Below are 26,072 nucleotides of genomic sequence, written 5' to 3' on the forward strand. Positions count from 1 at the left end.
GCCGCCTCTTTTTGTTGAGGCGGCACAAATACATAAATATAAGTATAATAGAAGAATCTTATCCTCCTTTCTTCACATAATCTTTCGGCAGTATCCCGAATTGCTTTTGGAAGCAACGGGCAAAATACGAAGGATTATTGAATCCGACAATGAAACAAACCTCATTAATCCGGTATTCTCCTTCACGCAGAAGTTCTCCGGCCGTTTTGAGCCGTATCAACCGGATATAATCATTAGGTGGCATTCCGGTCAATCCTTTCAACTTGCGTTGCAGATTAGAACGGCTGATTGCCATTTCTTCCGCCATCTTGTCGATGGTAAATTCTTCATTGGTGAAATTCCGGGTAATAATTTCATTAATCGTGGTAAGCCATTTCACATCCGTTTTATTCATTAATGTCTGGTCGTATGACATATTCGGCACGGTTGTGAAGTGATTGAACAGCATACGCCTGTTTTCCAGCAGATTATTGATAGTGGCTTTCATATGACTTAGGGAGAAAGGTTTTTCTATGTAAGCATCTGCTCCATAGTCGAGACCTGCAATTTTCGAATCGATGCTGTCGAGTGCCGAAAGCAAGATAAACGGGATATGGCAAAGCATATTGTCGGAACGGATGGCTTTTAATAATTCGAATCCGTCCATATGCGGCATGACGATATCACTGATAATAAGGTCTACTGTCGTTGTTTCCAGACATTCAAATGCTTCCTTGCCATTGGTCGCTGTGTGGATGGTATAGGCATTTCCCAGATTCTTAGCCAGAAATTCCAGCATATCCGTCGTATCTTCCACAACGAGCAGAGAGTAACTGCCGGATTCGGCTTCTTCTTCCGGAGCGGGACCTTCATCGGGCATAGAAGTGACGGCGTGGGTTGCCGGAATACTTTTCTCTAAATAAGGGATTTCCACACACACTTCGCAACCTTCGGCATAATTAGGGTTAATAAAAACTTTCCCGTTATGTTTTTCGACTAATAGTTTGACAAGGCTTAGCCCGATACCTACTCCCGATCCGTTATTGCCGGCATTTCCCACCTGATAAAAGGGTTCGAACACCTTGCTGCATTCATCTTGCGGAATTCCCGGCCCGTCATCGCGTACACAGATGGAAAGAGTACGTCCTTCGGCGGACAAATGCTCGTCCAGAATCACCATAATACGGCTGCGGGCATATTTCATGGCATTCGTCAACAGGTTACTGACGACTTTCGTCAGTGCTTCCTGATCTACATTATATTGCAGATGTTCTTTCGGAAGAGAGACACTGAAGGATATTCCGGTCAGCGAGATGGCCCGGAAGCGGTCGATGATTTCCTCGGTCATCCGGTTGATATTTACCTCATTGAATGAAAGCGCATATCCTTCCTTATCCACTTTGCGGAAGTCGAGCAATTGCTTGATAAGTTCCATCAGGCGGTTGGTGTTTTTCCGTATCACCGACAGGTTACTTTCTACTTCACTGTTCCATTCATGTGTTTCCAAAATAGCTTCCAGCGGAGCTTTGATAAGGCTTACCGGAGTCTTGATTTCATGCGCAACCTGTGTAAAGAACGTTATCTTTGACTGGAACAATTCCTGATTCTTGATTTGTTCCATCTCTTTCATCTTCCTTAATTTCACGGCTTGTTGCTTACGCAGATAAAGCCTTACCAGAAAATAAGTGAAGCCACATGCAATTAGTAAATAGAAAATCTTGGCGTAGATCGTCTTCCAGGGTGGAGGAAGAACTTCAATATGCAGACAGCAGTCGTCATTGCTCCAATATTCATCGTTGTTGCTGGATTTCACACGGAACGTATATTCACCCGGAGGCAGGTTGAGAAAGGATACATTATGTTTATCCGTGTATATCCATTCCTTGTGGATGCCGTCCAGTTTGTAGGCATATAAATTCTTGCTGGGAGCCACATAACTTAGACTTTCAAATGTGATGTCGAACGAAACTACCTGATAAGGAATGGTAACCTGTCCGCTAAGGGCAGGAATGCGTTTGCTAAGGCTCACCTTATCATCGGGACTGTGCATATACACTGCCGAAATAGATGCCGTGGGCTTTACCTTATTGATCGATAATTTGAACGGATAGAAACTGTTGAATCCGTTCACCCCACCGAAATAAAATTTCCCGTCACGGGCTTGCATGGAAGAACGGAAGTTGAACTGGTTGCTTTGCAATCCGTCCTCAATGGTATAAAGTTGTGCCCGCTTGTTTTGCGGCTCATAACGGATCAGTCCCCTGTTGGAAGAAAGCCAATAGTTACCCGATTGATCGTCCAGTATGCCGTAAATGATATTGTTCGGCAGATTCTCTTTGGTAGAGAAATTTTCAAAATGGTCCTCCTGATAGTGATAACGGCAGATGCCGCCTCCCTCGGTACAAAACCATAGATTCTGTTTATGGTCGATATACACACGGATAACCCAGTTGCTACAGGGAGAAGCAGGGTCAGCCGGATCGTTACGGTAGTTGTGCAGCTTACCGGTCTGGCGATTATAACGCCAGATGCCATCCCTTTTACTTGCCAGCCATAAGTCCCCATACTGGTCTTCCACCATATCGTAGATAAAGATATGACTTAAAGGCTCCAGTGTCCGGAACGAATCACTGTCCGCATCATACCGGCAGAATCCGGACAGAGTGCCCAGATAAATACTGCCATCTTTCGTTTGATAAATGGAGTAGATATGATCGTTAGGAATGGAATGCGGGTTAGTACGGTTGTGGCGATAGTTCTTTGTTTTTCCCGTTTGGATATCCAGGATATATAACCCCCGTGAGAAACTGCCGATCCACAGCTTTCCTTCGTTGTAGAGCAGCGCATGGATATTGTGATAACCGATATTGGGATTATTGCTTCTCAATAGATGATTCTTAAACTTCTTCGTGCGGGGATCAAAGAGATTCAATCCGCCGTCTTCGGTAGCAATCCAGATGTTGCCGTCGGGATCTTCGCAAAATTGGCTGATAACATTTCCCGAAAGAGAATTCTCCGTACCGTTGGGATAATACCACTCGATATCCTTATGCTTGGGAGACAGGTAACTTACTCCACTGAAATATGTCCCGATCCAGATTCCCCCTTCCCTGTCCTGATAACAGGCATAGATACTCTCTTTGCTTTGTTCATCGTCGGTCGGCAGACACTCTCCTGTGGTGGTGTTGAATGTGTAAAGTCCGTCATCGGAGCCGAGATAGAAAGAGTTGGCTGTCCGTTGAAACAGGGTGCGGATGCGTGGGATGGTGAGTGTGTCCCCTTCTCCGAAGTAATAGCGGAATTGCCCTGTCTCCTTATTGAAACGTGCCAGTCCTCCGTACCATGTACCCGCCCATAGCACTCCCTGCGAACTTTCCATCAAAGAAATAATTTCGTTGCAGGCAGGACGTCCGAAAGAAGTCTCTTCGGATATATACCCTGTGAAGTTGTCCGTGCGCTGGTTGTATTTCGCAAGGCCATTCCGCGTGCCTATCCAGATTGTCCCGAATGAATCATTGCAGACCACCCACACATGGTTGTCCGGCAATGAGTGAGGGTCGGAGAGAGAATGTAGATACTGCTTCAATGTTCCCCTTTTCTTGTTGTAGACAAACAATCCGCTGGCTGTTCCGATCCATAGCTGTCCGGAGTTGTCATAAGCCATCCCGAAGACACTGTTGACTGTCACTCCATCTTCTGTCCGGTGGTCGAATACGGTAAATTTCTCTTCCTGCGAGTCGAATAAATACAGCTTTTCCGTGCTTGCCACCCAGATCTGATTGTTATCCTGATGGCGGCAGATGGTTACTATATTCATATAACTGTTTCCGCCGTTTTCTGACGAATGTCCGTAGTTGATAAACTCAATACCGTTGAAACGATTCAACCCGTCCTGTGTGGCAAACCACATATATCCGATGCTATCCTGAAGGATGCTCCGGACACAATTGCCCGATAACCCTGATCTAACGTCATATTTCTTGTAGATATTGGCGAAGACCAGAGAAACCGATGCCAGCAATATACATATAGATAAGATGGATCGTTTCATAATTTCCCTTCTTTGTATCTCCTGTTTATAGGCAATATATCTCCTGTTTGCTGGGTATATATATCCAGCGTATTGGATCTATATACCCAGCACGTTGGACATATATAGCCAACAGATTGGATCTATATATCCAGTAAACTGGGTAACTATCCCCTTTGTAGAGCCCTTTATTTCACGTCATCCCACGTATCCGTGCGGAACGGGAAAGCGCTCAATCCGAAAGTGTTGCGCAGAGTGATATTTCCTACATAATTACGGAAAGCATAGCGCACGGCAACCGGTTGGGCAACCTCTTCACTCGATACTTCCACCGTGTTGGTACGTCCTATAATCTTCGCTTTCGCCGGATAGAACTTTTTGTCGGCTCCTGCAATCTCGAATCCCTCCAGTTGGGCGAAAGTAGGGAACAATCCCGCAGGTGCGTTATTGAATGTCACTATGGCCTTGTTTCCCTCATAGTCTACTTTAGTCATCATCGGACCGTTGGACGGCAATCGGCCGATGCCGTATGTTTTAGTCAACGCAAGCGTAGCCAGCCGGAGTCCTACCACATCCTTTGGCGATGGGTGGATACAAAACTCATCACCAATATCCGTAGTGGGTATCATGCCCGAATTAGGAATCGTTTTCAATGCTTCCATCTGTGCTTCACGCAATAAAGCGGCCCCCGTATTGCTGCTGTTTTCATATTTGTAAGGAGCAATCTGCACATAATAGAAAGGCATATCGGGAGCCTCCCATACGTTTCTCCATAGCTGCACCATGGCAGTCATCATCGGAGCATAGAACTGATAGTTGGATATGTTCGATTCTCCCTGATACCAGAGGAAACCCTTTGCCGTGAAGTTCTTAACAGGCCATAACATCGAGTTGTACAGACATTCCAGACGCTGATGCACCCCTCTTTTAGGATCTTTGGCAGCTTCTACGTCCATACCTTCGACGGTTTTCAATGTCGGTTCATCTATCCATGCTTCGATAGCCGAACCTCCCCAACTGTTGATAACCAGCCCTACCGGAAGATGAAGACTTTCAGTCAGTTGTCTGGCAAAGAAATAGGCGGCGGCACTGCAATCAATGGTCGTTTCAGGTGACGAAACTTCCCATTTCCTTTTTTCAAAATCCGTGCGGCGCTCTGTATCATTGGTTCTCGGTACGGTAATAAAGCGAATACGGTCGCGGTAATTTCCCGAGTTTAGAAGCGTTTCAAGCGAGTTGTCAATGGGCTGTGCGGCATTTCCCATCATGCGCATTTCCATGTTCGACTGTCCGGAGCAGATCCACACCTCCCCTATCAGTATATCCGAGAGAGTGACCGGAGTTCCGTCGCTGATTGTAATAGAATAAGGTGTATATCCTCCTTTGGGAGTATCTACTTTCACCAGCCAGGCCCCGTCTTTGTCGGTAGATGCCTGATAAGTCCGGTTGTTCCATGAAGTAGTGACGGTTACTTTTTTGCCGTCTGCCCAACCCCATAATTTAACGGAGCTGTTCTGTTGAAGTACCATGTGATCTCCCATCATTGCGGGAAGTTTTACTTTGCCTTGTGCAAGCGGTAGGAATAAAAGTGATAAAATCAGAAGTAGAAATTGTTTTTTCATACTGTTTTTTATTAGATATTCGACGAATAGTTATTAGGTATCGGGCAAAAATACAATCTATTTTTAAATATGGAATAAGAATAGCTGGTCATTTTCTGATAAAAGCTAGTCGAAATCTTAAAAGCTGGTTTTTCCTTTTCATTCTCGGCCGAATTTTCTTAATTAGTGGCATCAATCGCCTAAATAGTATTATTAGGTTGGTTAAATATCCCATTTCTTTGCACTGTGAGTATTTAACAACCTAATTGTTTCATTAAATCTAATCAAATGGAAAAGAAGCATTATCTATTATTTTTATTGGCTTCGCTCTTTTTACTGACAGATGTGGTGTGGGCACAGACATCTGCTACAGTAAGTGGAGTAGTGATCGATGAGAATGGAGAAACCCTGCCGGGTGTTTCCGTCGTCGAAGTAGGTACAACGAACGGTGTCTTGACAGATTTGAACGGGCACTACACCTTAAAAACAACTTCTGCCAAACCTTCTGTTTCTTTCAGTTACATTGGTTATCAAACCACCACGCTTCCCCTGAACGGACGCACGAAACTCGACGTCCGGATGAAGGTGGAAACGAAAGTGCTGGATGAAGTAGTGGTAGTGGGTTACGGTGTGCAGAAGAAAGTGAACCTGACCGGTTCCGTGACTTCCATCAACTTTGCCGACCAGACGGAGGGACGTCCCATCATGAGCGTTTCTTCTGCCCTTTCGGGACTCGCTGCCGGTATGAACGTGACGCAGGCTTCGGGACAACCCGGATCGGACGGCGCCACCATCCGCGTGCGTGGTAACGGTACGTTTAATACCAACTCCCCATTGGTACTGGTAGACGGTATTGAATGGAGCATGGACAACGTGAACCCCAACGACATTGAAAGCATCTCCGTACTGAAAGACGCTGCCTCAACAGCTATTTACGGTACGCGTGCCGCTAACGGAGTGATCCTCATCACCACCAAAAGCGGAAAAGGTAAACCGCAAATCTCCTATTCTTATTCGGGAGTCGTGCAGATGCCTTACAACAACCTCTCTTTCGTAAGCGACTACGCCCGCTATATGGGACTGGTCAACGAGGCTTGCGAAAATGTGAATACCAAAGGCATTTTCTCGCAGGAAAGCATTGATCGCTGGAGGGCTGCTTCTGCCGATCCGAACGGACTGAACGAATACGGAGTGCCCAATTACGTGGCCTATCCGAACACGAACTGGTTCGACGAAGTATTCGACACCGGATATTCGCAGGAACACAACCTCTCTGTCTCCGGCAGCTCGGAGAAAGTGAAGTATATGCTCTCCTTGGGCTATCTCGACAATCAGGGAGTCATGAACCGCTGGAACCTCGATTCAAGTACGCAGAAAATCAATTTCCGTACCAATCTGGAAGCTAAGATTGTGAAATGGATGACCGTCGGTACCCGCCTTTACGGACAAAAGCAGGATTACGGGATGGCAAACATCAGCAATGGATTCAAGTATCTCTACCAGACTACTCCGGGTGTATATCCGGGCGAACCGAACTACTGGGGACGTCCCGCACTGGCAAGTGAAGAATCTTCCAATGCCAATAATATCTTCGGGCAGATGGCGGGAGCTACCGGTTTCAATACCGTATGGCGTCTCAACGCTTCAGTCTACGGAATTATCACTCCTTATAAAGGTCTCAACATCGAAGGTACATTCAACTATTCGCCGACCTTTACCGACAAGTCTTCCTATAGCCGCCAGAATGGCTATTGGGACTACGTGACCGACCAACGTGTCAGCGAAAGCGCATTGGAGAATGCTTCCATTACCAATACAAGCGCGCGCACCTGGCGTCAGAGTGCCGAAATACTGGTACGCTATCAAACTACCATCAAGAAAGACCACGATTTGGGCGCATTACTCGGATATTCCGCACAGGAATATTACAGCAAGAGCTTTGCCGTTTCCCGTAAAGGAGCTACTGACTGGACACTGAACGAATTGAGCACCTATGAAACGCTCGTCAGCTCTTCCAGCTCGGCACCTGCCAAATGGGGACTGCTCTCCTATTTCGGCCGTGTCAACTATGGATATAAAGGACGCTACCTCTTCGAAGCCAACCTACGTGCCGATGCCTCTTCCCGTTTCGGTGTGAACCAGCGTTGGGGATATTTCCCCTCGTTCTCCGGTGGATGGCGTATCTCGGAAGAATCGTTCATGCAGGGAGCATCCGACTATCTCTCCAACCTGAAACTGCGTGTTTCGTGGGGAAAGACAGGTAACAACTCTACGGGCAACTACGACTGGCAGGCAAATTATGCCACAGGCAATGTTGTAATCGATGGTGAAGGAACCAAAGGACTGGTACGTAAAAAACTAAGCAACGACAAACTGCATTGGGAAAGTACCGCAACAACCGACATCGGACTTGACTTCGGTTTCTTCAACAACCGCCTGACGGGTGAAATAGACTACTATAATAAATATACTTCGGACATTCTCTACCATCCCGAACTCTATCTCTCGATGGGTGTTGTTGGTTCTGCTCCCGAAAATCTGGGTGAAGTGCGCAACCGCGGTGTAGAATTTACCCTGAACTGGAACGACCGTATCGGAAAAGACTTTGAATATCGGGTAGGCATGAACTTCTCTTTCAATGCCAATAAGGTAATGAAATTCAAGGGCGATCTCCAGAAATACTGGACGTATGATGCACAGGGAAACAAAGTCAGCTATGTCAACAACTTCAGTGATGTGTCCGAATCCGGATTCGGAGGATACATCTGCGAAGGTCGCCAACTGGGTGAAACCTATATGTATAAGGTGTACAGAGGTTCTGGCGAAGGCTATACCGGAGGTGCGGTGGACGTCCATGCCGGACCGAAGGACGGAATGATACGTACGAAGGAAGACATGGTATGGGTACAGGCCATGATTGACTCCGGTTATTCATTCGGAGGAATGAAGACGATTGCCAAAGACCAGCTTTGGTATGGTGACATTCTCTATGCCGACAGCAATGGGGATATGAACTATGGTGATACGAACGACAGGGATTTCTCCGGTCATACCAGTGTGCCGAAATTCAACCTGGGCTTCAACTGTGCTTTCTCTTACAAGAATATTGATTTCTCCATGTTGTGGTCGGGAGCTTTCGGACATTACCTCAACTGGAATACGGATTACTACAACTCCACGCTTGTGAGTCACGGATATGGCATTATCGAACATATTGCCGACAATCATTACTTCTTCGATCCTTCCAATCCGGACGATTCGCGCACCAACCAGTCGGGCAAATACCCCCGTCTGACGTATGGAACTACGTATAATAACAGAATCCAGAGTGATTGGAACGAATATAAGGCCGACTATTTCAAGTTGAAGAATATCCAGATAGGCTATACATTGCCGCAGAGGATTTCCAGTAAGTTCTTTGTAAGCAAGCTCCGTGCTTTCGTGTCGATGGATAACATCCTGACGATTACCAGTTACCCGGGACTTGATCCGGAAATAGGAACTGAAATCGGCTACCCATTGATGCGTCAGATCTCTTTTGGCGGACAGATTACCTTTTAATGATGTAGAACTAAAAAACAGAATCTGATATGAAAAAGATATTAATGATTTTAACGATGGCTCTGGCTGCTACCTCCTGCATGGATATTCTCGATGTAGCCCCGGAAGACCAGATCGCAAGTGAAAACATGTGGACTACGGAGGAGCTTGCCGACAAGGGAATGGCAGGACTCTACTATCCGTTCTATGCCACCCAACTCTCGTCTACCCAGCTCCGGCGTGCCGACGGTTTGAACCGCCAGGGAATCGAAGCCATGAGCTTCGCAACCGATTATTATTCCAACAACTATCCGGTGGAACTGCTTTCGCTGGCTACCAAACCTGCCAATGACTTTCAGGTGTGGTATGAATGGAAGTTCTGTTACACCATCATCCATGCGTGTAACGATGCGATTGCCAATCTGCATAAAGCGGATATGGCTGCCGGCAAACTGGCGCGTTATCAATGCGAAGCCCGTTTCCTCCGTGCGTGGGCTTACAATCGGCTGAATATGCTTTATCAGGGTGTTCCCGTTTATCTGGAACCCATCAATAATGAAGACTGTACGCGTGGTCAATCTTCGGTAGATGAAGTCTGGCAAGTGATTCTGGACGATTTGACGTATTGTATCAATAATCCCGATTTCCCCCATAACACGCTGAACGAAAACTACGGACGCCCCTCCAAGGGAGCTGCTTATGCGCTTCGTGGCATGGTATATATGTGGAAGAAGCAATACAAGGAAGCAGGCAATGATTTCAAAGAAGTGGAAACCTGCGGCTACGGCTTGTGGACAGGCGAATATGCCGACTTCTTCAAATATGAAAACGAGAAAGACAAAGAAATGATTTTCTCGCTCCAGTTTAGCGAAGAAACCGGTTACTGTGACAACATTCAGCAAATGACCGGTGCGCGTGATACGTATGACGGATGGACGGAAATAAAACCTTCCGCAGACTTTGTAGACTATTATAAGAATGCCGACGGATCGGACTTCAAATGGTCGGAAGTAGACGGTTTGGAAGATTGGGACTTATTGACTCCGCAACAACGTGAAATCTTCTTCTGCCGTGACGGGTTGGAATCCATGTCCTCACAAAAGAATGCCCTTATCAAACGCGTAGGTGAAGATATTTATCAGAAATATTACCTGAACAGCGGTAACGAAGCCCGTATTAAAAAGGCGTATGACAACCGCGATCCACGTTTGCAACAGACAGTCGTTACCCCTTATATCCCGGTAGATTGCTACAAGCCTAACTATGCCGGAGATGCCAACCAAATCGGTAAACAACTCCGCTGGCCGTTGAAGGAACAAGGCACGAATGGAGGAGACTTCTGGCTCGATAAACGTACTTCCGCTTTCTACTGCTATCGTAAATACAATGAGTTTGAGAAAGGCCGCTTGATTAGCCGGAGCCGTTGTCATACCGACTGGCCGTTGATTCGCTATACCGATGTATTGTTACAGTATGCGGAAGCATTGGCACAGACCGACCAGATAGGAGAAGCCATCCGCTTGGTGAATAAAGTACGTACCCGCGCCCACATGCCTGTGTTGACAGAGGGCGGAAGCGGTCCGTGCGCAGTGAACGGAAAAGAAGACATGCTCGAAAGAGTGCGCTATGAACGTCGCGTGGAATTCTGTCTGGAAGGAATCAACTTCTTCGACGAAGTACGTTGGGGAACCTATAAAGAAACCAAATTTCAGGGAAAAGACGTGAATGGAGGTAAGTCCTGGTGGGGCGATATGGTAGAGTATAACTGGTATTACACCGAATCTATGTGGCCGTGGACTGCTCCTATCTCTGAAACGCAGAAGAACCCGAACCTGACTAAACGAAGCGGTTGGGCGTATTAATCATAAAGATTTGAATAAGGATGAAGAAAATACTTTTACTATTACTCATTTTTGTATCCGGTTGCACAGGTGCGTTTGCACAACAGTTTGATTATGGCAAGATAGCGCCTCATCCCCGTCTGTTATTGCCGGAGGGCGGAGAAGAAGCTATTAAGAAAGCTATTGCGGAGTATCCCCCCGTTGGCAGCAGTTCACCAACGGATCATGGAACTTTGCGACCGGACACTTACAGAACCACCTGTGGAACGTATCAAGGAGGGCAAACGCCTGTTGGCGATTTCGCGCATCGCATTGAAGCGTATCTATTACCTCTCATACGCTTACCGTATGACGGGAGATAAGAAATACGCTCACCGTGCGGAACAGGAGATGCTCGCTGTCAGCCGTTTCACGGACTGGAACCCTACTCATTTCCTGGATGTAGGCGAGATGGTAATGGCATTGGCTATCGGTTACGACTGGCTTTATGATTCTTTGCAGCCCGACACCCGCCGGGTGGTGCGTGAAGCAATCATCGAAAAAGGATTTGATGCGGCAAAGAATACCCGTCATGCCTGGTTCTACACTGCCAAGAATAACTGGAATTCCGTATGTAATAGTGGATTGGCGTATGGTGCGCTGGCTCTTTTCGAAGAGATTCCGGAGATCTCGAAAGGTATTATCGAGAAATGCATGGAGACAAATCCGAAAGCGATGGTAGGCTATGGTCCTGATGGAGGTTATCCCGAAGGATTCGGATATTGGGGGTACGGGACGAGTTTTCAGGTAATGCTCATTGCTGCGCTCGAAAGTGCTTTCGGCACAGACAATGGGCTCTCCCAAGCCCCCGGATTTAAGGAGTCTGCCCGTTTCATGCAGTATATGACGGCTCCGAGTGGAGACTGCTTCTGTTTCTCGGATTCTCCGGTGGAGGCGGAATGTAACATGATGATGTTCTGGTTTGCAGGCAAGGAGAAAGACCTTTCCCTGTTGTGGATTGAACGTCAGTATCTCGACCGCCCGGATATGCAGTTTGCCGAAGACCGTTTACTACCCAGCCTGATGGTGTTCTGTTCACAGCTCGACCTGAACCGGATCGGAAAGCCGAAGAAAAACTTCTGGTTTAACCGCGGAGATACGCCTGTGTTTATCTACCGTGGCGGATGGGACAGTAAGAAAGACACCTATCTGGGAGTGAAAGGAGGTTCGCCCTCTACCTCTCATGCACACATGGATGCCGGGTCGTTTATCTTCGAGAGAGACGGAGTGCGTTGGGCGATGGACTTGGGGATGCAGAGTTATATCACACTCGAAAGTAAGGGAGTGGACCTGTGGAATATGTCGCAGAACGGACAACGCTGGGAAGTATTCCGGCTAAGCAATATCGCTCACAATACGTTGACGATTAACGGAGAACGCCATTTGGTAGAGAGCAATGCCCCGATTACCCGTACTTTCGAGTCGAAGAAACAGAAAGGGGCGGAAGTAGACCTGTCGACTGTGTTTGCCAATAGTGTGAAGAAAGCTGTCCGCACCGTGATATTGGATCAGAAAGACCATCTGGAAGTAATAGACCGCTTGGAGACGCGCGATAAGGAAGCTACCGTATCCTGGATGATGGTCACCCCGGCAGAAGCCAAGATTACAGGCAAGAACCGTATAGAATTGACTAAAGACGGACAACGGATGCTCCTGACAGCAGATACCGGTACGGAAGTAGAAATGAAAATCTGGTCCAACGTGCCCCCGCATGAATATGATTTCCGCAATCCGGGAACCATCCGCGTTGGCTTTGAAACGGTGATTCCTGCCCATTGTGCCTCGCAACTGAAAGTACGACTTATTCCTTTGAAGTAATACAAATAAATTCATTGAACCATGAAAACGATTCTTTTTAAAACAATCATCATAGCTTTCTTCGTAGGAACAGCCGTAAGTTGTTCCGATGAGGATGAGAACAGATTCCGTCCGGGATCTACCCATGAGAAACCGAATCCTACGGAACCGGAGGGTGGACTGGATTATTCCAGACTGACTGCGGATAACCATCCCCGTCTGTTGATGAACACCGAGGCTTTCACTGCATTGAAAGCCAAAGTGGATGCAAATACGAGTGCCAATCTGACCTTGCTGCATAACACCATTATGGGAGTGTGCAACAGCAAAGGGATGAATGCAACGGCACTGACTTATAAACTGGATGCCAGCAACAAACGTATTCTCGATGTTTCCCGTGATGCTCTATTGCGTATTTTCACCTGTGCTTATGCCTACCGGATGACTGGCGATGCCAAATACCTGACTAAAGCGGAAACCGATATCAATGCCGTATGCAACTTTCCCGACTGGAACTCGAAACGTCATTTTCTCGATGTGGGCGAAATGGCTACGGCCGTTGCTTTCGGCTACGACTGGCTCTATAACGAACTAAGCGCCTCCACCCGTACGAAAGCAGCCAACGCATTGCTGAAGTTTGCTTTCCAACAGGCACAGAACAAGAACTGGAACCTGAACTTCTATGAAGCTACCAACAACTGGAACCAGGTTTGTAATGGCGGACTGGTCTGTGCGGCACTGGCTTCTTATGAAAACAATCCTTCCGAAGCAAAGGACATGATTGAAAAGGCTTTAGCATCCAATAAACCTGCATTGGAAGTGATGTACTCTCCCGACGGCAACTATCCGGAGGGCAGCGGTTACTGGTGTTATGGCACACTTTATCAGGTGTTGATGCTTGCCGCCCTCAACAGTACGCTTGGCACGGATAACGGACTTTCCGATACACCGGGATTCTCCAAAACGGCAGAATATATGTTGTATATGACAGGGCTGAACAGCAAGTTCTTTAATTATTCGGACTGTGCTCCCTCTTCTACCGCAGCACTCGCTTCGTGGTGGTTTGCCGATAAATACAGTAACCCGTCATTGCTCTATAATGAACTGAAAATGCTGAAGAACGGTGAATATGCTTCCTGTGCCGAAAACCGCCTATTGCCAATGATTATGGCTTTCGCCAATAATCTGAATCTGGATGCGATCTCCGCCCCTTCCAATAAGCTATGGAGTGGAAAAGGGGAAACGCCCGTCGTGATGGTGCATACCGACTGGACATACACGGATACGGATAAATACCTCGGTATCAAAGGCGGCAAGGCCGGTTCTAGTCATGGACACATGGATGCCGGTTCATTTGTATACGATGCGTATGGAGTGCGTTGGTCGATGGATTTCGGTCTGCAAAGTTATACAACTCTTGAGTCGGTACTGGCCGGTTTGGGTGGTAATCTTTGGGATATGGGACAGAATTCGATGCGTTGGGATGTATTCCGCCTGAATAATCTCAATCATAGCACGATCTCAATCAATGATGCCCGTCACCGGGTGGACGGTGCGGCTACCCTGACCACTACCATCAACACTGCTACGGAATTGGGAGCCACTTTCGATCTGACAGAAGTAGTGTCCGATCAGGCTGCATCCGCTACCCGTACCGTGAAAATCGTGAACGATAAAGATTTAGTAGTCATGGATGAGATAAGGGCAAGAACGGATAAATCCGCCAAAGTGCGCTGGTGTATGGTGACCCCTGCCGTCCCGACGGTGGAAAGTAACCGCATCGTGTTGACTAACGGAAGCAAAGTGATGTATCTCACAGCCAGCGGAACCGTGAAGCCTACCTACAAAACATGGAGTACTACCAGTGAAAACTCTTATGACCAGGCTAATCCGGGTACTTATATGGTCGGCTTTGAAGCAACGGTCACAGCCAACCAGACTGCCACATTTACTACAACCCTGTCCCCCAAATAAAATGAATTGAACGTATGAGAATCTTATTATTATCTATACTAGGACTTCTAACATTGGCATCCTGCTCCAGGCAGGAGCCGATGGAGGCGCTGATTGACCGTGTGTTTACCGTTGCAGAGCAACAATACACGAATATGGATACCCGCCTGACGGAAAAGACACTTCCCCGCACGCTCTCTGCCGAGGGTGAGTTTGTCCCTTCGAATATCTATTGGTGGTGCAGCGGGTTCTATCCCGGCTCCCTCTGGTATATCTATGAATATACCCGGAACGATGCCGTGAAGGCGCTGGCCGAGAAGAATACGCTGAAACTCGACTCTATACAGTACGTGACCAGAGATCACGATGTAGGTTTCCAGTTGAACTGCAGTTATGGGAATGCTTTCCGGCTGACGGGCAATGAGGCTTATAAACAGGTGCTCTATCAGGGAGCCAAATCCCTGTCAACCCGCTTCCAACCTACTGCCGGTGTAATCCGTAGCTGGGACTTTGTGCGCAAAGGTTGTGACTGGAAGTTTCCGGTGATTATTGACAATATGATGAATCTTGAATTGCTGTTATCCATGTCGAAAGCCTATGCCGATGATTCTTTGCAGAACATAGCCTGCACACATGCCAACACCACTATCCTGAATCATTTCCGCGATGATTACTCTACGTATCATCTGGTGGACTACGATCCTGAAACCGGAGAAGTGCGCGGCAAGCAGACTGTGCAGGGTTTCTCGGACAATTCTTCTTGGAGCCGCGGACAGGCATGGGCCTTGTATAGCTATACGATGATGTTCCGCCTGACGGGTTATCAGAATTATCTGTTGCAAGCCGGACATATTGCCGATATGCTGCTCCGCCGTCTGCCTGCCGACGGTATTCCTTACTGGGACTTTGACGCTCCGGTGGAAGAACACTCCTATCGGGATGCTTCTGCTGCCGCTATCATGGCCTCTGCCTTTATCGAGCTAAGCCGCTATATCCCCGGAACGGAAGCTAAGGAATCTTATCTTGCCATGGCGGAAAAGCAACTTCGCACGCTTGCCTCGAAAGAGTATCTGGCCGAACCGGATACGAACGGGAACTTCCTCCTGAAGCATAGCGTAGGCGCACTTCCAGATAAAAGCGAAGTAGATGTCCCCCTGACGTATGCCGATTATTACTTTTTAGAAGCATTGCTACGGTATAAGAATCTACAAAAATAAAACTAATACAATATGATTATGAAGAACTTACATATAAGCATGGCATTTATCTTCGTATTACTGCTGATAACTGCCTCCTGTTCGGACAAGGATGATTCGGCTCCACGTATCATCCCCACCATGAACCTGACAGTTTCGGAGATTGCAGACAATACGGCTCTGATTACTTCCGAACAGCAAACAGGTACTACATTCGGAGCGAAAGTCATTGATTTCTATCCGGTGGCCGACATCGGCTTTGACTACAACATTGAAGTGAAGCTGGTGAAATTCGTAGAAGAAAACGGAGAACCGGTATCTCTGCCCTATACCCGTAAAGTCACCGAAGGATTGCGTCCGGGAGTGAATTATATCAGTGCTATCATTGCCTATAATGCCGAGGGGCGTGCTGTGTGTTCCGCTTTTCAGACTTGGAAAGCGGCAGGAACAGAAGGCGCATGGAGTGATGGCGGTTCTGCCGGTGATCTGGAAGAGAATGAATGGTAAACGAGGATGTAACCTAAAAGAATGAATGGTATGAAAAATAAATTATATGCAATAGGTGTAACGATTCTGATCATGACAAGTTGCACACAGGACGAGCTTATTTCGTCCGATAACGGCCGGGAACCGGTAACGGAAGGTTCATGTCTGACGCTGGTCGGACTCTCGTCTCCGCAGACGCGTGTTTCTATCGGTGATAAAACAGGTGATGTTTATCCGGTGCTTTGGAGTGAGGGGGATGCCTTGGGAGTTTTCTCCCGTACGGCAGGGACTGATATTCACAATGTGCAGTCTTTATTAAGTGATGAATCGATCGGGCAGAATTCCGGTGTCTTTACTTCGGACGATGTGAAGATGGCGGAAGCAGGAGCTACGGAACTTCTTATCTATTACCCTTACCGGGCAAGTACGGAACTGGCCGAGGACGGGAACAAGATTACTTCTTCCTTGTCTGTAGAGCAGGAGCAAAGTCGTCCGGGTGATAGTCATCATATTGGAAAGTATGGGTTTGCATTTGCCAAAGCAACAGTCAGCGGTCCGGATATGCTTGCCAAATTTACGTTGAATCATGCGATGGCTTATGTGAAGTTCAGCATCTCGTCGCAGGAACTTTCTACGTACAGGCTAAAGAGTGTTTCCCTGTATGACAAGGAGACGAAAACGCCTCTTTCCGGTACGTTTACCGCGAATCTGGATACGGACGAGTTGACATACGGTACGGATGTCAAGCCGTATGCCACTGTTTCACTGGCTACTCCCGAGTTGCTGGCTTCCGCACAGGATCTATATCTGACTACGTATCCTGCTGATTTAAGCGGCAAAGAGGTGTATATTGTGGTCACTCTGGAGAATGACCGGCAGACGGTTACGATTCCTATTCTAAAGGAAGGAAAGCAGTTGAAAGCCAATGCAGTCAATACGATTGCTATTAATAACTTGAAACTTTCGGATAATTCCTGTGAATGGTATGAGCCTGTAGAGACACGTCTGCTGGCAGGCGGATGGGCTTATGGCGAATCCAACTGTCTGATGACGAATATTTCGACCAGTGGTGTGAGCAATACGATTAGTGTGAAAGCACGTGGTAACTTCATGGAAGTGGAAGAACCTAAGTATGCAAAGACTATTCTCGGGTGCGATTTGAATGTTAATCATAAGATGATTGCTGTGAATGGTTCTACTACGGACATCACTCCCGTTGGCGGTGATTACAATATTACGATCAATACCTATAAGGTAAGTGGAGGTTATGACGGCGGTTGCGGTCAGGTGGCTATCTATGGAGAGGATCAGACTACTGTTATCTGGAGTTTTATTATCTGGATGACCCCTACTCCGGCAGAACACCCTTATGGTAATACGGGATATGTAGTGTTGGATCGTAATTTGGGTACTTACATGACATGCGAAGGAGACAACTGGAAGCAAAACGGTGTTTACTTCCAGTGGGGACGTCCTACGCCGGTGGGCTGGTCGGGAACCGTGGGTACTAACATACCTACTCAAGCCACCAATGTCCGCTTCTCTATCGAAAATCCTCGTGCATTGCTTTATACCAATGAAGTGGAGAATACAAAATCCGACTGGTATCTGGGTGCATGGACCGGTGCACGTACCGACCGTAAAGATGACTTCTGGGGTAATCCGAACGAATCGAGCACTTATCTCAATCCTTCTGACGGTCATAAATCTATTTATGATCCTTGTCCGAAAGGGTATCGGGTAGTGTCTCCCCGTGTATTGGATGAGATAGAGCAGAAAGGTGAATTTGTGAAACAGAGCGCAACTGCGGTATTTAAATATTGCTATGATGGTACAAACTATGCTTATTGGCCGTTAGCAGGTTGTAAGTGGGGATCTAATGGTGGAAATAATGGTAATAATACGGGGCTGGATGCTAGCAAGGGTGCTGCTTGCTATTGGTCCAACTCATCGGCAAGTAGTTATGGAAATGATAAGGATCAGGGAGCTACTTCCTTGTATTATAAAGTTTCCGATAAGACGTGGACTCACTCTTCCGGTCGTTCTCATGCATTCTCTGTACGGTGTATGAAAGATACCGAGAATCGTTAGGCTTATGGGTCTGTATGAGGAAATAGAGTTTTCCATCTCTGTTCCATTTTTAAGATTCAGAAGAAAACCGGAATAAGATAAAAGGACCTAATAGAAGAAAAAGTGCATATTCAGTTGCAAGAATATGCGCTTTTTCTTTTTATATTGCATTTATTTCCTTGAAATATGCAATATATGGTGTCACTAAACCATCGGTTTGGTGTAATCAAAGCTTCGGTTTGTTTAAAACAAACGCTCTCTTTGGTATAAACAAACCGTCGGTTCCTTTTAAAGGAAGCGAAACTGGGTTTTGGGAGAGCAGAATTAGAGCTGGTTGGTCTTTCTTTTCTGTTGGTTTGTAAATAGCAATCTGATATGTGTCTGGCGATATAGTGACTTTTTATACTTTTGAAAGGTCTGCTTTACTGCAATTTGTCTAGCAATAATAGGTGTTTGGTGCCGCTTGTGAATTGTGCTGTTTTAAATTGCAGGCGTTTTTTCTGATTCAGAAGAGAGGAGCTCGAATTATGAGGCACAGAATAGATAAAATATGCGTTTCTTCATATTGATTCCGTCTGTCTCCTGCATACGATTTATTGAATGCTCATCTTCATATAAACGATGGTATCTTTGCCACGAGCAAAGGTTTGTTTACTACTTGTGAAACTTAAATAAATGACATCATACTCTTTCTGTTTTTAATTTAAAGAAAGAAGGGCTGCCGGAGAAGTGATTCTGTAGCAGCCCGTTTTGTTGTAAATTGTTTTTGTGTAATACGTCTTTTACGCTTTCAGTAGCTCATTTATTTTACAAGGCTCTTCGCCCTCTCCAACGCTACATTGATATTCGGACAGATATTCTCTTTTCCAAGCAGTTCGTAGAATCCGGCTTTTTCCAGTACGTTATGCACGTTCTCGTTTACTCCGGAAAGGATAACGGTGGTTTTTTCCTTTTGTGACATCTCGCAGAGGGTGGTCAGATTATGAATACCTGTGGAGTCGATGAACGGAACCTTACGCATACGGATAATACGTACTTTCGGACGGTCTCCCAGTTGAGCCATGGTTTCTTCAAATTTGGTAGCGATACCGAAGAAGTAAGGACCATTGATTTCGTATACCTCTATGCCTTTGGGAATCATCAGGTTTTCTTCGTGTACGGTAATATCCGATTCTTTATTAGGGTCAATCTCGTCGGTAATCACCGAGATTTCGGTAGTCTCCATGACACGCTTCATGAAGAGGACGCAGGCAATCACCAATCCTACCTCGATAGCGACAGTCAAGTCGAAGATTACGGTCAGGAAGAAAGTAATCAGCAATACGGTGACATCTGATTTCGGGTTCTTCAATAAAGCTCTGAACACACGCCATCCGCTCATGTTATAAGATACGATGACCAGTACCCCGGCAAGGCACGCCATCGGGATATATTGTGCGAGGGGCATCAGGAAGAGCAGAATCAGAAGCAGTATCACTGCATGGATAATTCCGGCTATCGGTGTTTTACCTCCGTTGTTGATATTCGTCATGGTACGGGCAATGGCTCCGGTAGCGGGAATACCTCCGAACAGGGGGGCTATGATATTGGCTGCTCCCTGGGCGATCAGTTCTGTATTGGAATCGTGGCGGTCGCCTATCACACCGTCGGCTACAGTGGCGGACAGCAGGGATTCGATGGCTCCCAGTACGGCGATGGTGATGGCTACCGGAAACAATTCTCTGATAGCTTCCCAATTCAGTGCAGGCACAGTGGCATCAGGCAATTCCGATTTGATGGTGAAACGGTCGCCGATGGTCTGGATGCAGTCGATTCCACCGAAAGTTTTCATCAGATAAACGGCTACTGTGACAACGATGATGGCAATCAGTGAGCCGGGAATTTTCTTTGAGAATTTCGGAGTGATGGCGATGATGATAATGCTGGCAATACTTACGATGGTATTCCACCAGTTGATAGTATCGAAATGACGGAAATAGATCATCCACTTCCCGACGAAGTCCCCCGGCACTTTCTCGTCTCCGAAAGACAGACCGAAAATATCGGCGATCTGGGTAGTGAAAATAGTGACAGCAATACCGCTGGTAAAACCGACGATGATAGGATAAGGGATGAACTTGATAACCGCTCCGAGCTTGAACACTCCTAATAAAATAAGGAGTACACCTGCCATGAGTGTGGCTACAATCAGTCCGGCTTCGCCGTATTGCTGGATGATGCCGTAGATAATGACGATAAATGCTCCTGTCGGGCCACCGATCTGGACTTTGCTTCCTCCCAACAGGGAAATGATGAATCCGGCAATGATAGCGGTAATAATACCTTTTTCGGGCGATACCCCCGAAGCAATACCGAAGGCAATGGCTAATGGCAACGCAACGATCCCTACGATGATACCTGCCATCAAGTCGGCCATGAACGTTTCTTTTGAGTAATTCTTTAAACAAGAAACCAGTTTGGGTTTAAATTCAAATAGCTTCATTATTATTAGTTGTTATGTATATATTCAGCCCTTTTGTAAAGTAGAGGTTGCAAAATTATATAAAATAATCGAAAGAAGTGTGTTTTTCAACATACTATTTATTTGTTGATAGGTTTTATCGATGAGCTGATAGTTATTATTAATTGAAGAAAAGGTGGTTTGTTATGAACAAATCGCGTATATTTGTGTTATAAATGGTACGACAAGTTACGTATGGTAATCAACCAATTTAAAATAGATTAGAATTATGGCTAAGAGTATTAAAGGAACTCAAACAGAGAAGAATCTGTTGACTTCATTCGCAGGAGAATCACAGGCAAGAATGCGTTACACTTATTTTGCAAGTGTGGCAAAGAAAGAAGGTTACGAACAAATCGCTGCCATTTTCACAGAAACAGCTGATCAGGAAAAAGAGCATGCAAAACGTATGTTCAAGTTCCTCGAAGGCGGTATGGTAGAAATCACTGCCAGCTATCCGGCTGGTGTAATCGGTAATACGCTTGAGAATCTTCGCGCTGCAGCAGCGGGTGAACATGAAGAATGGTCACTGGATTATCCTCACTTTGCTGATGTGGCAGAACAGGAAGGTTTCCCGATGATTGCTGCTATGTACCGCAATATCTCCATCGCTGAAAAAGGTCACGAAGAAAGATACCTTGCTTTCGTGAACAACATCGAAAATATGACTGTATTCGCTAAAGAAGGCGAAGTGGTATGGCAATGCCGTAACTGCGGTTATATTACTGTAGGTAAGGAAGCTCCTGAAGTTTGCCCGGCATGTCTGCATCCGCAGGCTTACTTCGAGGTGAAGAAGGAAAACTATTAATCTGCGGATTGATTAAATAAAAAGGCTTTCCGAAAAAAGTACTATTTGCTATCATTTTGCTCTGTCATCCTGTTTGTGGAAGAATTCGCGCTTTATATTAAAGAAGAGATGCTTCACAATATTTTGACCATGCTTTGAACAAAGTTAATGACAGATTGATAGGATTTATTTATTTTTCGGATAGCCTTTTTTATATTATCTATTGATTCCGGTAATCCTTTGGAGATACACCGTATTGCTTTAAAAATTCTCGATAGAAATAAGATTTATTAGAGAATCCACATCTGAACATAATCTCGGATACAGTCAATTTAGTTGTCCTTAGTAGTTTGGCTGCATATTCCAGTCTGATGCCTCGTACAAACTCACTCGGAGTTTTATCTATTATTTCTTTGAACTTCCGATATAAAGTAGCTTTACTCACTCCTACGAACTCGGCAATAGAAGAAGGGCTTAATAACTCATCATCTATATTCTTTTTTATGAAATCTGTTACATTCTGTATTAACTCTTCGTCTTCTGGATGAAGCACAATCCCGTCTTTTACTTTCACAGAAGACATGCTGGAATTGAAGTAGTCCTTTAAAAGCATCTGCCTCGACAGCAAATTCTCTATTGCGGATATAACCTGCCTTGGGTGAAATGGTTTGACGATATAAGCATCTGCACCATGATTAAAGGCATTAATTTGGTCTTCTACGGAAGCTTTTGCCGATATTCCTATAATTGGAATATAGCTTGTTTTCAAATCGGATTTCAACTTATGAATTAGACTTAAACCGTCCATATTGGGCATGACAATATCACTTATAATAATATCAGGATGATTGTGTTCCTATCTCTTTCAAAGCCTCCATCCCGTCTTTTGCTTCATGTATCACATAATTGGAGAGGACATCTTTCAGTAGGTCCCTGATGTTCTTTTCATCTTCCACTATCAGTATGACAGTGTCTTTGCGAGAAGATAAGTCGTCCTGCTCGTTTTTTTCTTTCTGCAACGAATCCTTTTCATCTGTTACAACAAGTGAATGATCGGATGGTAAAGGAGGAATTACAACTGAAAATTCTACATTTTTTCCTAGCTCACTGTTTACGCTTATCTGCCCACCTAATAATTCAACCAGGCTCTTTGTTAGATTTAAACCTATGCCATTACTTACAGAGTTACCCAATTTAGGAGTATCAAATATCTTATACTTATCAAATATCTCTGCCATCTGTTGCTCTGTTAACCCCTTACCTGAATTTCTTACAATCAGATATAAGGTTTTATCAGGTTCATTCTGTGATATTTCAACGTGAATATATCCATAACGAGGAGTATATTTGAAAGCATTCGATAGCAGATTGAATATAATTTTCTCCAAAGCATTGCGGTCGGAATATATCTCTGACGTATCATGCGTCTCTACCTTGAAGTCTATTTTATTCTCTTTTAGTATATCCACATAATTATTGGAAGCATATTCCATTAATGTTTTCACGTTCACACTTTCAGGATGCAAATTCATATTGCCCGATTTAGTTTTACGGAACTCCATTAACTCACTAATCAGCTTCTGCATCCTTTCGGCATTATTCTTTATTATTTGAAGATACTTCTTTGTGTTATTATCTAGCCCATTCTGTTCCAATAAGTGTTGTGCAGGTGTATAAATCAAAGTCAGTGGAGTAAAGAACTCATGTGCCACATTAGTGAAAAAGTTTAGCCGGGATTCATATATCTTCTGTTCATGCCGTTTCTCTATCTGGGCTATAAGAATCTGACGGCTTAACCGTATACGGTTTTTGATAACAGACTTTGTAATATAGAAGATAATAACGCATAATATGGCATAAATAATCAATGCCGGGACACTAAGCCACCACGGATAACCAACTTTTATGGTTAAGTGATAAATGTTATCTCCCCATACTTTGTCTCCATTCGTGCTCTTCACTTCAAATTGATATTCACCCGGAGGAAGTTGGGTAAAAATAATATTCGGATTATTACCCATTTCCACCCAATCAACCGAATGGTTCTTCAAGCGGTAAGCATATTCACAGTTTTCATTGTTAATAAAGTCTTTGGCTATGAAATTGAAAGTCATGAATCTTTCTTCGTAGCTAAGTTTCAACACTCCTTTTTTGATTCGTTCATTAATATCCTGCACCGTATTATATATCTTCAAACTACTTAATATAAGTGGAGGATTAAACTTGCGCAAATGTATATTTTGAGGATTGAAATAACTAAACCCGCTTACTCCTCCAAAATATAAGAAATTACGTTTATCCTTGAAGAAAGCTCCATCAGAGAATTCATCATTCTGCAATCCATCATTCAAAGTATAATTATCTATTTTATTGCTTCTTATATTCAAGCTGGACAACCCCTGGTTGGTACTGATCCATATATTTCCTTCATGATCTTTTAATATTCCGTGAATCGTTTTATTATTCAATTTCTCGTCGGCATATTGTATCAGATGAAAATCATTCTCCTCCTTTTTCAATTCGTTCAGTCCATAACTTGTCCCTATCCATATACCGGTATCATCACGCAGTAAACACAATACATCATTATTGGTGAGTAAAATCCGACTGTCTATATCCTCCAATGATTTTATGCCGTTATTTTTGATATTAATACAGTTTAAGCCTCCGCCACGTGTGCCAAACCATAACATATTGTCTTTCGGGTCGGATGTAATGGCATAAACAACATCGTTATTCAATGAGATATTCTTATCTGACGAGTTATATTGCCGGAATCCTTTAACGTGGTAGCGACCTTGTTCTCTGGAAATATTTATTTTGATTAAGCCATACCCTGATGTACCGATCCATAAAAGAGAATCATTATTCGTAAAATAAATGTTGTATACAGCCTTGAAGGGCGGGTATTTATCAGGTATCTCTAGTTTTTCCAATCGTCCTGTAGCGGCATTCAATATATTAATTCCGGTTCCTTCCGTTCCGATAAAAATATCATTGGCTTTATTTCTTTTCAATGCATAGACGGAATTGGATATCAATCCTTTACTTTCATTCAGATAATCTGCCAACTCTTTAGTTTCAGGATTCAACAGCTTTATTCCGCTTCCTTTTGTGCCTATCAGAATATTACCATTTTCATCCTCACAAAAACATCTCACAGGGTGGCTAGTGTGAATGGTTTCAAACAAAGAATCATAATGATAAAGCTGAATTAGTCCTTGTCCGTCCGTACCTATCCACAATATATTCTGGCTGCCGGAATAAAGAGTGAAAACTGACAACTGGTTGGAAAGTTCGTTCAGATAGGTAAAAGTATTCTTTCTTAAATCATAATTAATACAGCCACCTTCTATAAAGCTGACGAACATATTATCCTCTGCTAAAATAGCTTGCGATACAGGTTTGTTACTATCCAGTTCAATGTCTTGGGAAACTGTAAAGTCGGGATTCAAAAGGAAAATCCTGTTGTCTTTATTCAAGATAAATCTGCCTTTCGACAGAAATATTTTATCCACAGGAGTATGTATGCCGACTGTGCGTAAATCATCCTGCTTTCCTCCGTTCACAAGTAGATTATAACTCAAATATACAGAGCTTCCATTATTTAAAAGAAAAAGCACATGATCAGAATCACTCACAGAATAATCCTTTACATGACTTGCAAAGTCTGTGTTAATCGGATTAAACTCATCTTCAGAATCATTATAAACAAAGAAACCAAGCCCTTTTATAAGACAGATGATATCTCCTGCCGCACTCTTTCCTAAAATAAAAGACTTTTCCTGATTAGGTACTTTATTGTCTGTTCTCAAATAATACCTTGTTATCTGACGAGTTCGTTTATCTAACCGATTAACTCCATTATCTGTTGCTATCCATAAACTACCCTTACATTCAATAATCTGTCGGATAACGTTATTACTTATAGAATTCGGATTGTTTTTGCTATATCTGAATGTTGTAATTTCTCTTCCATTATACGCATTTAGTCCATCCCATGTCCCAATCCAGATCGTGTGTTCCTCATCTTCCAAAATACAGTTTACCGAGTTATTTGTCAGTCCGTTAACATTTGATATGTGTTTTGCTACATTAAATGCATAAGACTTTATGGGAGTAACAAATGCAATAATCAAAATAAAAATTATTTGTACGTATAAGATGTTTCTCATGTAAATGAATGTTATTTATACGGTTAGGATGATAGCAAATATAAGGAATTTATTTTATTCCACGCATATTTTTATCGG

At 44.6% G+C, this 26,072-nt stretch carries 10 protein-coding genes and 2 pseudogenes; 8 read left to right on the forward strand and 4 right to left on the reverse strand.

Annotated elements, in window-relative coordinates:
• Nucleotides 1-58: 58 nt before the first annotated feature.
• Nucleotides 59-4,030, reverse strand: coding sequence for a hybrid sensor histidine kinase/response regulator transcription factor (locus NXX38_RS06825; protein ID WP_258978896.1), 3,972 nt, complete (start codon nt 4,028-4,030; stop codon nt 59-61).
• A 167-nt stretch (nt 4,031-4,197) separates the two neighbouring features.
• On the reverse strand, nt 4,198-5,631 hold the full coding sequence (locus NXX38_RS06830; RefSeq protein ID WP_258978897.1) for a sialate O-acetylesterase: 1,434 nt from the start codon (nt 5,629-5,631) through the stop codon (nt 4,198-4,200).
• A gap of 267 nt (nt 5,632-5,898) precedes the next feature.
• Here NXX38_RS06830 and NXX38_RS06835 point away from each other — a divergent pair, with 267 nt between their 5' ends.
• The 7 genes and pseudogenes from NXX38_RS06835 to NXX38_RS06865 all read left to right on the forward strand — a co-directional run bounded on the left by NXX38_RS06835 (nt 5,899) and on the right by NXX38_RS06865 (nt 18,553).
• Nucleotides 5,899-9,171 carry a TonB-dependent receptor gene (locus NXX38_RS06835; protein WP_258978898.1) on the forward strand — a complete coding sequence of 1,091 codons (3,273 nt, stop codon included), beginning with the start codon at nt 5,899-5,901 and terminating at the stop codon, nt 9,169-9,171.
• 29 nt (nt 9,172-9,200) lie between these two features.
• Nucleotides 9,201-11,012, forward strand: a complete 1,812-nt coding sequence (locus tag NXX38_RS06840) for a RagB/SusD family nutrient uptake outer membrane protein (protein ID WP_148367715.1) — start codon at nt 9,201-9,203, stop codon at nt 11,010-11,012.
• 20 nt (nt 11,013-11,032) lie between these two features.
• Nucleotides 11,033-12,848, forward strand: a pseudogene (locus tag NXX38_RS06845) (heparinase II/III family protein).
• A 21-nt stretch (nt 12,849-12,869) separates the two neighbouring features.
• Nucleotides 12,870-14,801 carry a heparinase II/III family protein gene (locus tag NXX38_RS06850; RefSeq protein WP_148367717.1) on the forward strand — a complete coding sequence of 644 codons (1,932 nt, stop codon included), beginning with the start codon at nt 12,870-12,872 and terminating at the stop codon, nt 14,799-14,801.
• A gap of 14 nt (nt 14,802-14,815) precedes the next feature.
• Nucleotides 14,816-15,997, forward strand: coding sequence for a glycoside hydrolase family 88 protein (locus tag NXX38_RS06855; RefSeq protein ID WP_117933363.1), 1,182 nt, complete (start codon nt 14,816-14,818; stop codon nt 15,995-15,997).
• A gap of 12 nt (nt 15,998-16,009) precedes the next feature.
• The gene (locus NXX38_RS06860; protein WP_258978899.1) at nt 16,010-16,483 is read left to right on the forward strand and encodes a hypothetical protein; all 474 of its coding nucleotides are present in this window, start codon (nt 16,010-16,012) and stop codon (nt 16,481-16,483) included.
• 30 nt (nt 16,484-16,513) lie between these two features.
• Entirely contained in the window at nt 16,514-18,553 is a 2,040-nt protein-coding gene (locus NXX38_RS06865) for a fimbrillin family protein (protein WP_258978900.1), read from the forward strand.
• Nucleotides 18,554-19,334: 781 nt separating this feature from the next.
• Here the strand turns inward: NXX38_RS06865 and NXX38_RS06870 are convergent.
• Nucleotides 19,335-21,014 carry a SulP family inorganic anion transporter gene (locus tag NXX38_RS06870; protein WP_258978901.1) on the reverse strand — a complete coding sequence of 560 codons (1,680 nt, stop codon included), beginning with the start codon at nt 21,012-21,014 and terminating at the stop codon, nt 19,335-19,337.
• A gap of 247 nt (nt 21,015-21,261) precedes the next feature.
• On the opposite strand from NXX38_RS06870, the gene rbr reads away from it, so the two are divergent.
• Nucleotides 21,262-21,840 (forward strand): rubrerythrin, encoded by a 579-nt coding sequence (gene rbr, locus NXX38_RS06875; RefSeq protein ID WP_148367721.1) that lies wholly within the window; start codon nt 21,262-21,264, stop codon nt 21,838-21,840.
• A gap of 199 nt (nt 21,841-22,039) precedes the next feature.
• Here the strand turns inward: rbr and NXX38_RS06880 are convergent.
• A pseudogene (locus NXX38_RS06880) lies at nt 22,040-25,994 on the reverse strand (two-component regulator propeller domain-containing protein).
• Nucleotides 25,995-26,072 lie beyond the last annotated feature (78 nt).

This window comes from Bacteroides sp. BFG-637 (assembly GCF_024793605.1).
GTDB classification, from domain to species: Bacteria; Bacteroidota; Bacteroidia; order Bacteroidales; family Bacteroidaceae; genus Bacteroides; species Bacteroides vicugnae.

Bases quoted from the DNA above. Each gene is read 5' to 3' on its own strand.
- NXX38_RS06825 (WP_258978896.1), bottom strand. From the start codon at position 4,030: ATGAAACGATCCATCTTATCTATATGTATATTGCTGGCATCGGTTTCT.
- NXX38_RS06830 (WP_258978897.1), bottom strand. From the start codon at position 5,631: ATGAAAAAACAATTTCTACTTCTGATTTTATCACTTTTATTCCTACCG.
- NXX38_RS06835 (WP_258978898.1), top strand. From the start codon at position 5,899: ATGGAAAAGAAGCATTATCTATTATTTTTATTGGCTTCGCTCTTTTTA.
- NXX38_RS06840 (WP_148367715.1), top strand. From the start codon at position 9,201: ATGAAAAAGATATTAATGATTTTAACGATGGCTCTGGCTGCTACCTCC.
- NXX38_RS06850 (WP_148367717.1), top strand. From the start codon at position 12,870: ATGAAAACGATTCTTTTTAAAACAATCATCATAGCTTTCTTCGTAGGA.
- NXX38_RS06855 (WP_117933363.1), top strand. From the start codon at position 14,816: ATGAGAATCTTATTATTATCTATACTAGGACTTCTAACATTGGCATCC.
- NXX38_RS06860 (WP_258978899.1), top strand. From the start codon at position 16,010: ATGATTATGAAGAACTTACATATAAGCATGGCATTTATCTTCGTATTA.
- NXX38_RS06865 (WP_258978900.1), top strand. From the start codon at position 16,514: ATGAAAAATAAATTATATGCAATAGGTGTAACGATTCTGATCATGACA.
- NXX38_RS06870 (WP_258978901.1), bottom strand. From the start codon at position 21,014: ATGAAGCTATTTGAATTTAAACCCAAACTGGTTTCTTGTTTAAAGAAT.
- rbr (WP_148367721.1), top strand. From the start codon at position 21,262: ATGGCTAAGAGTATTAAAGGAACTCAAACAGAGAAGAATCTGTTGACT.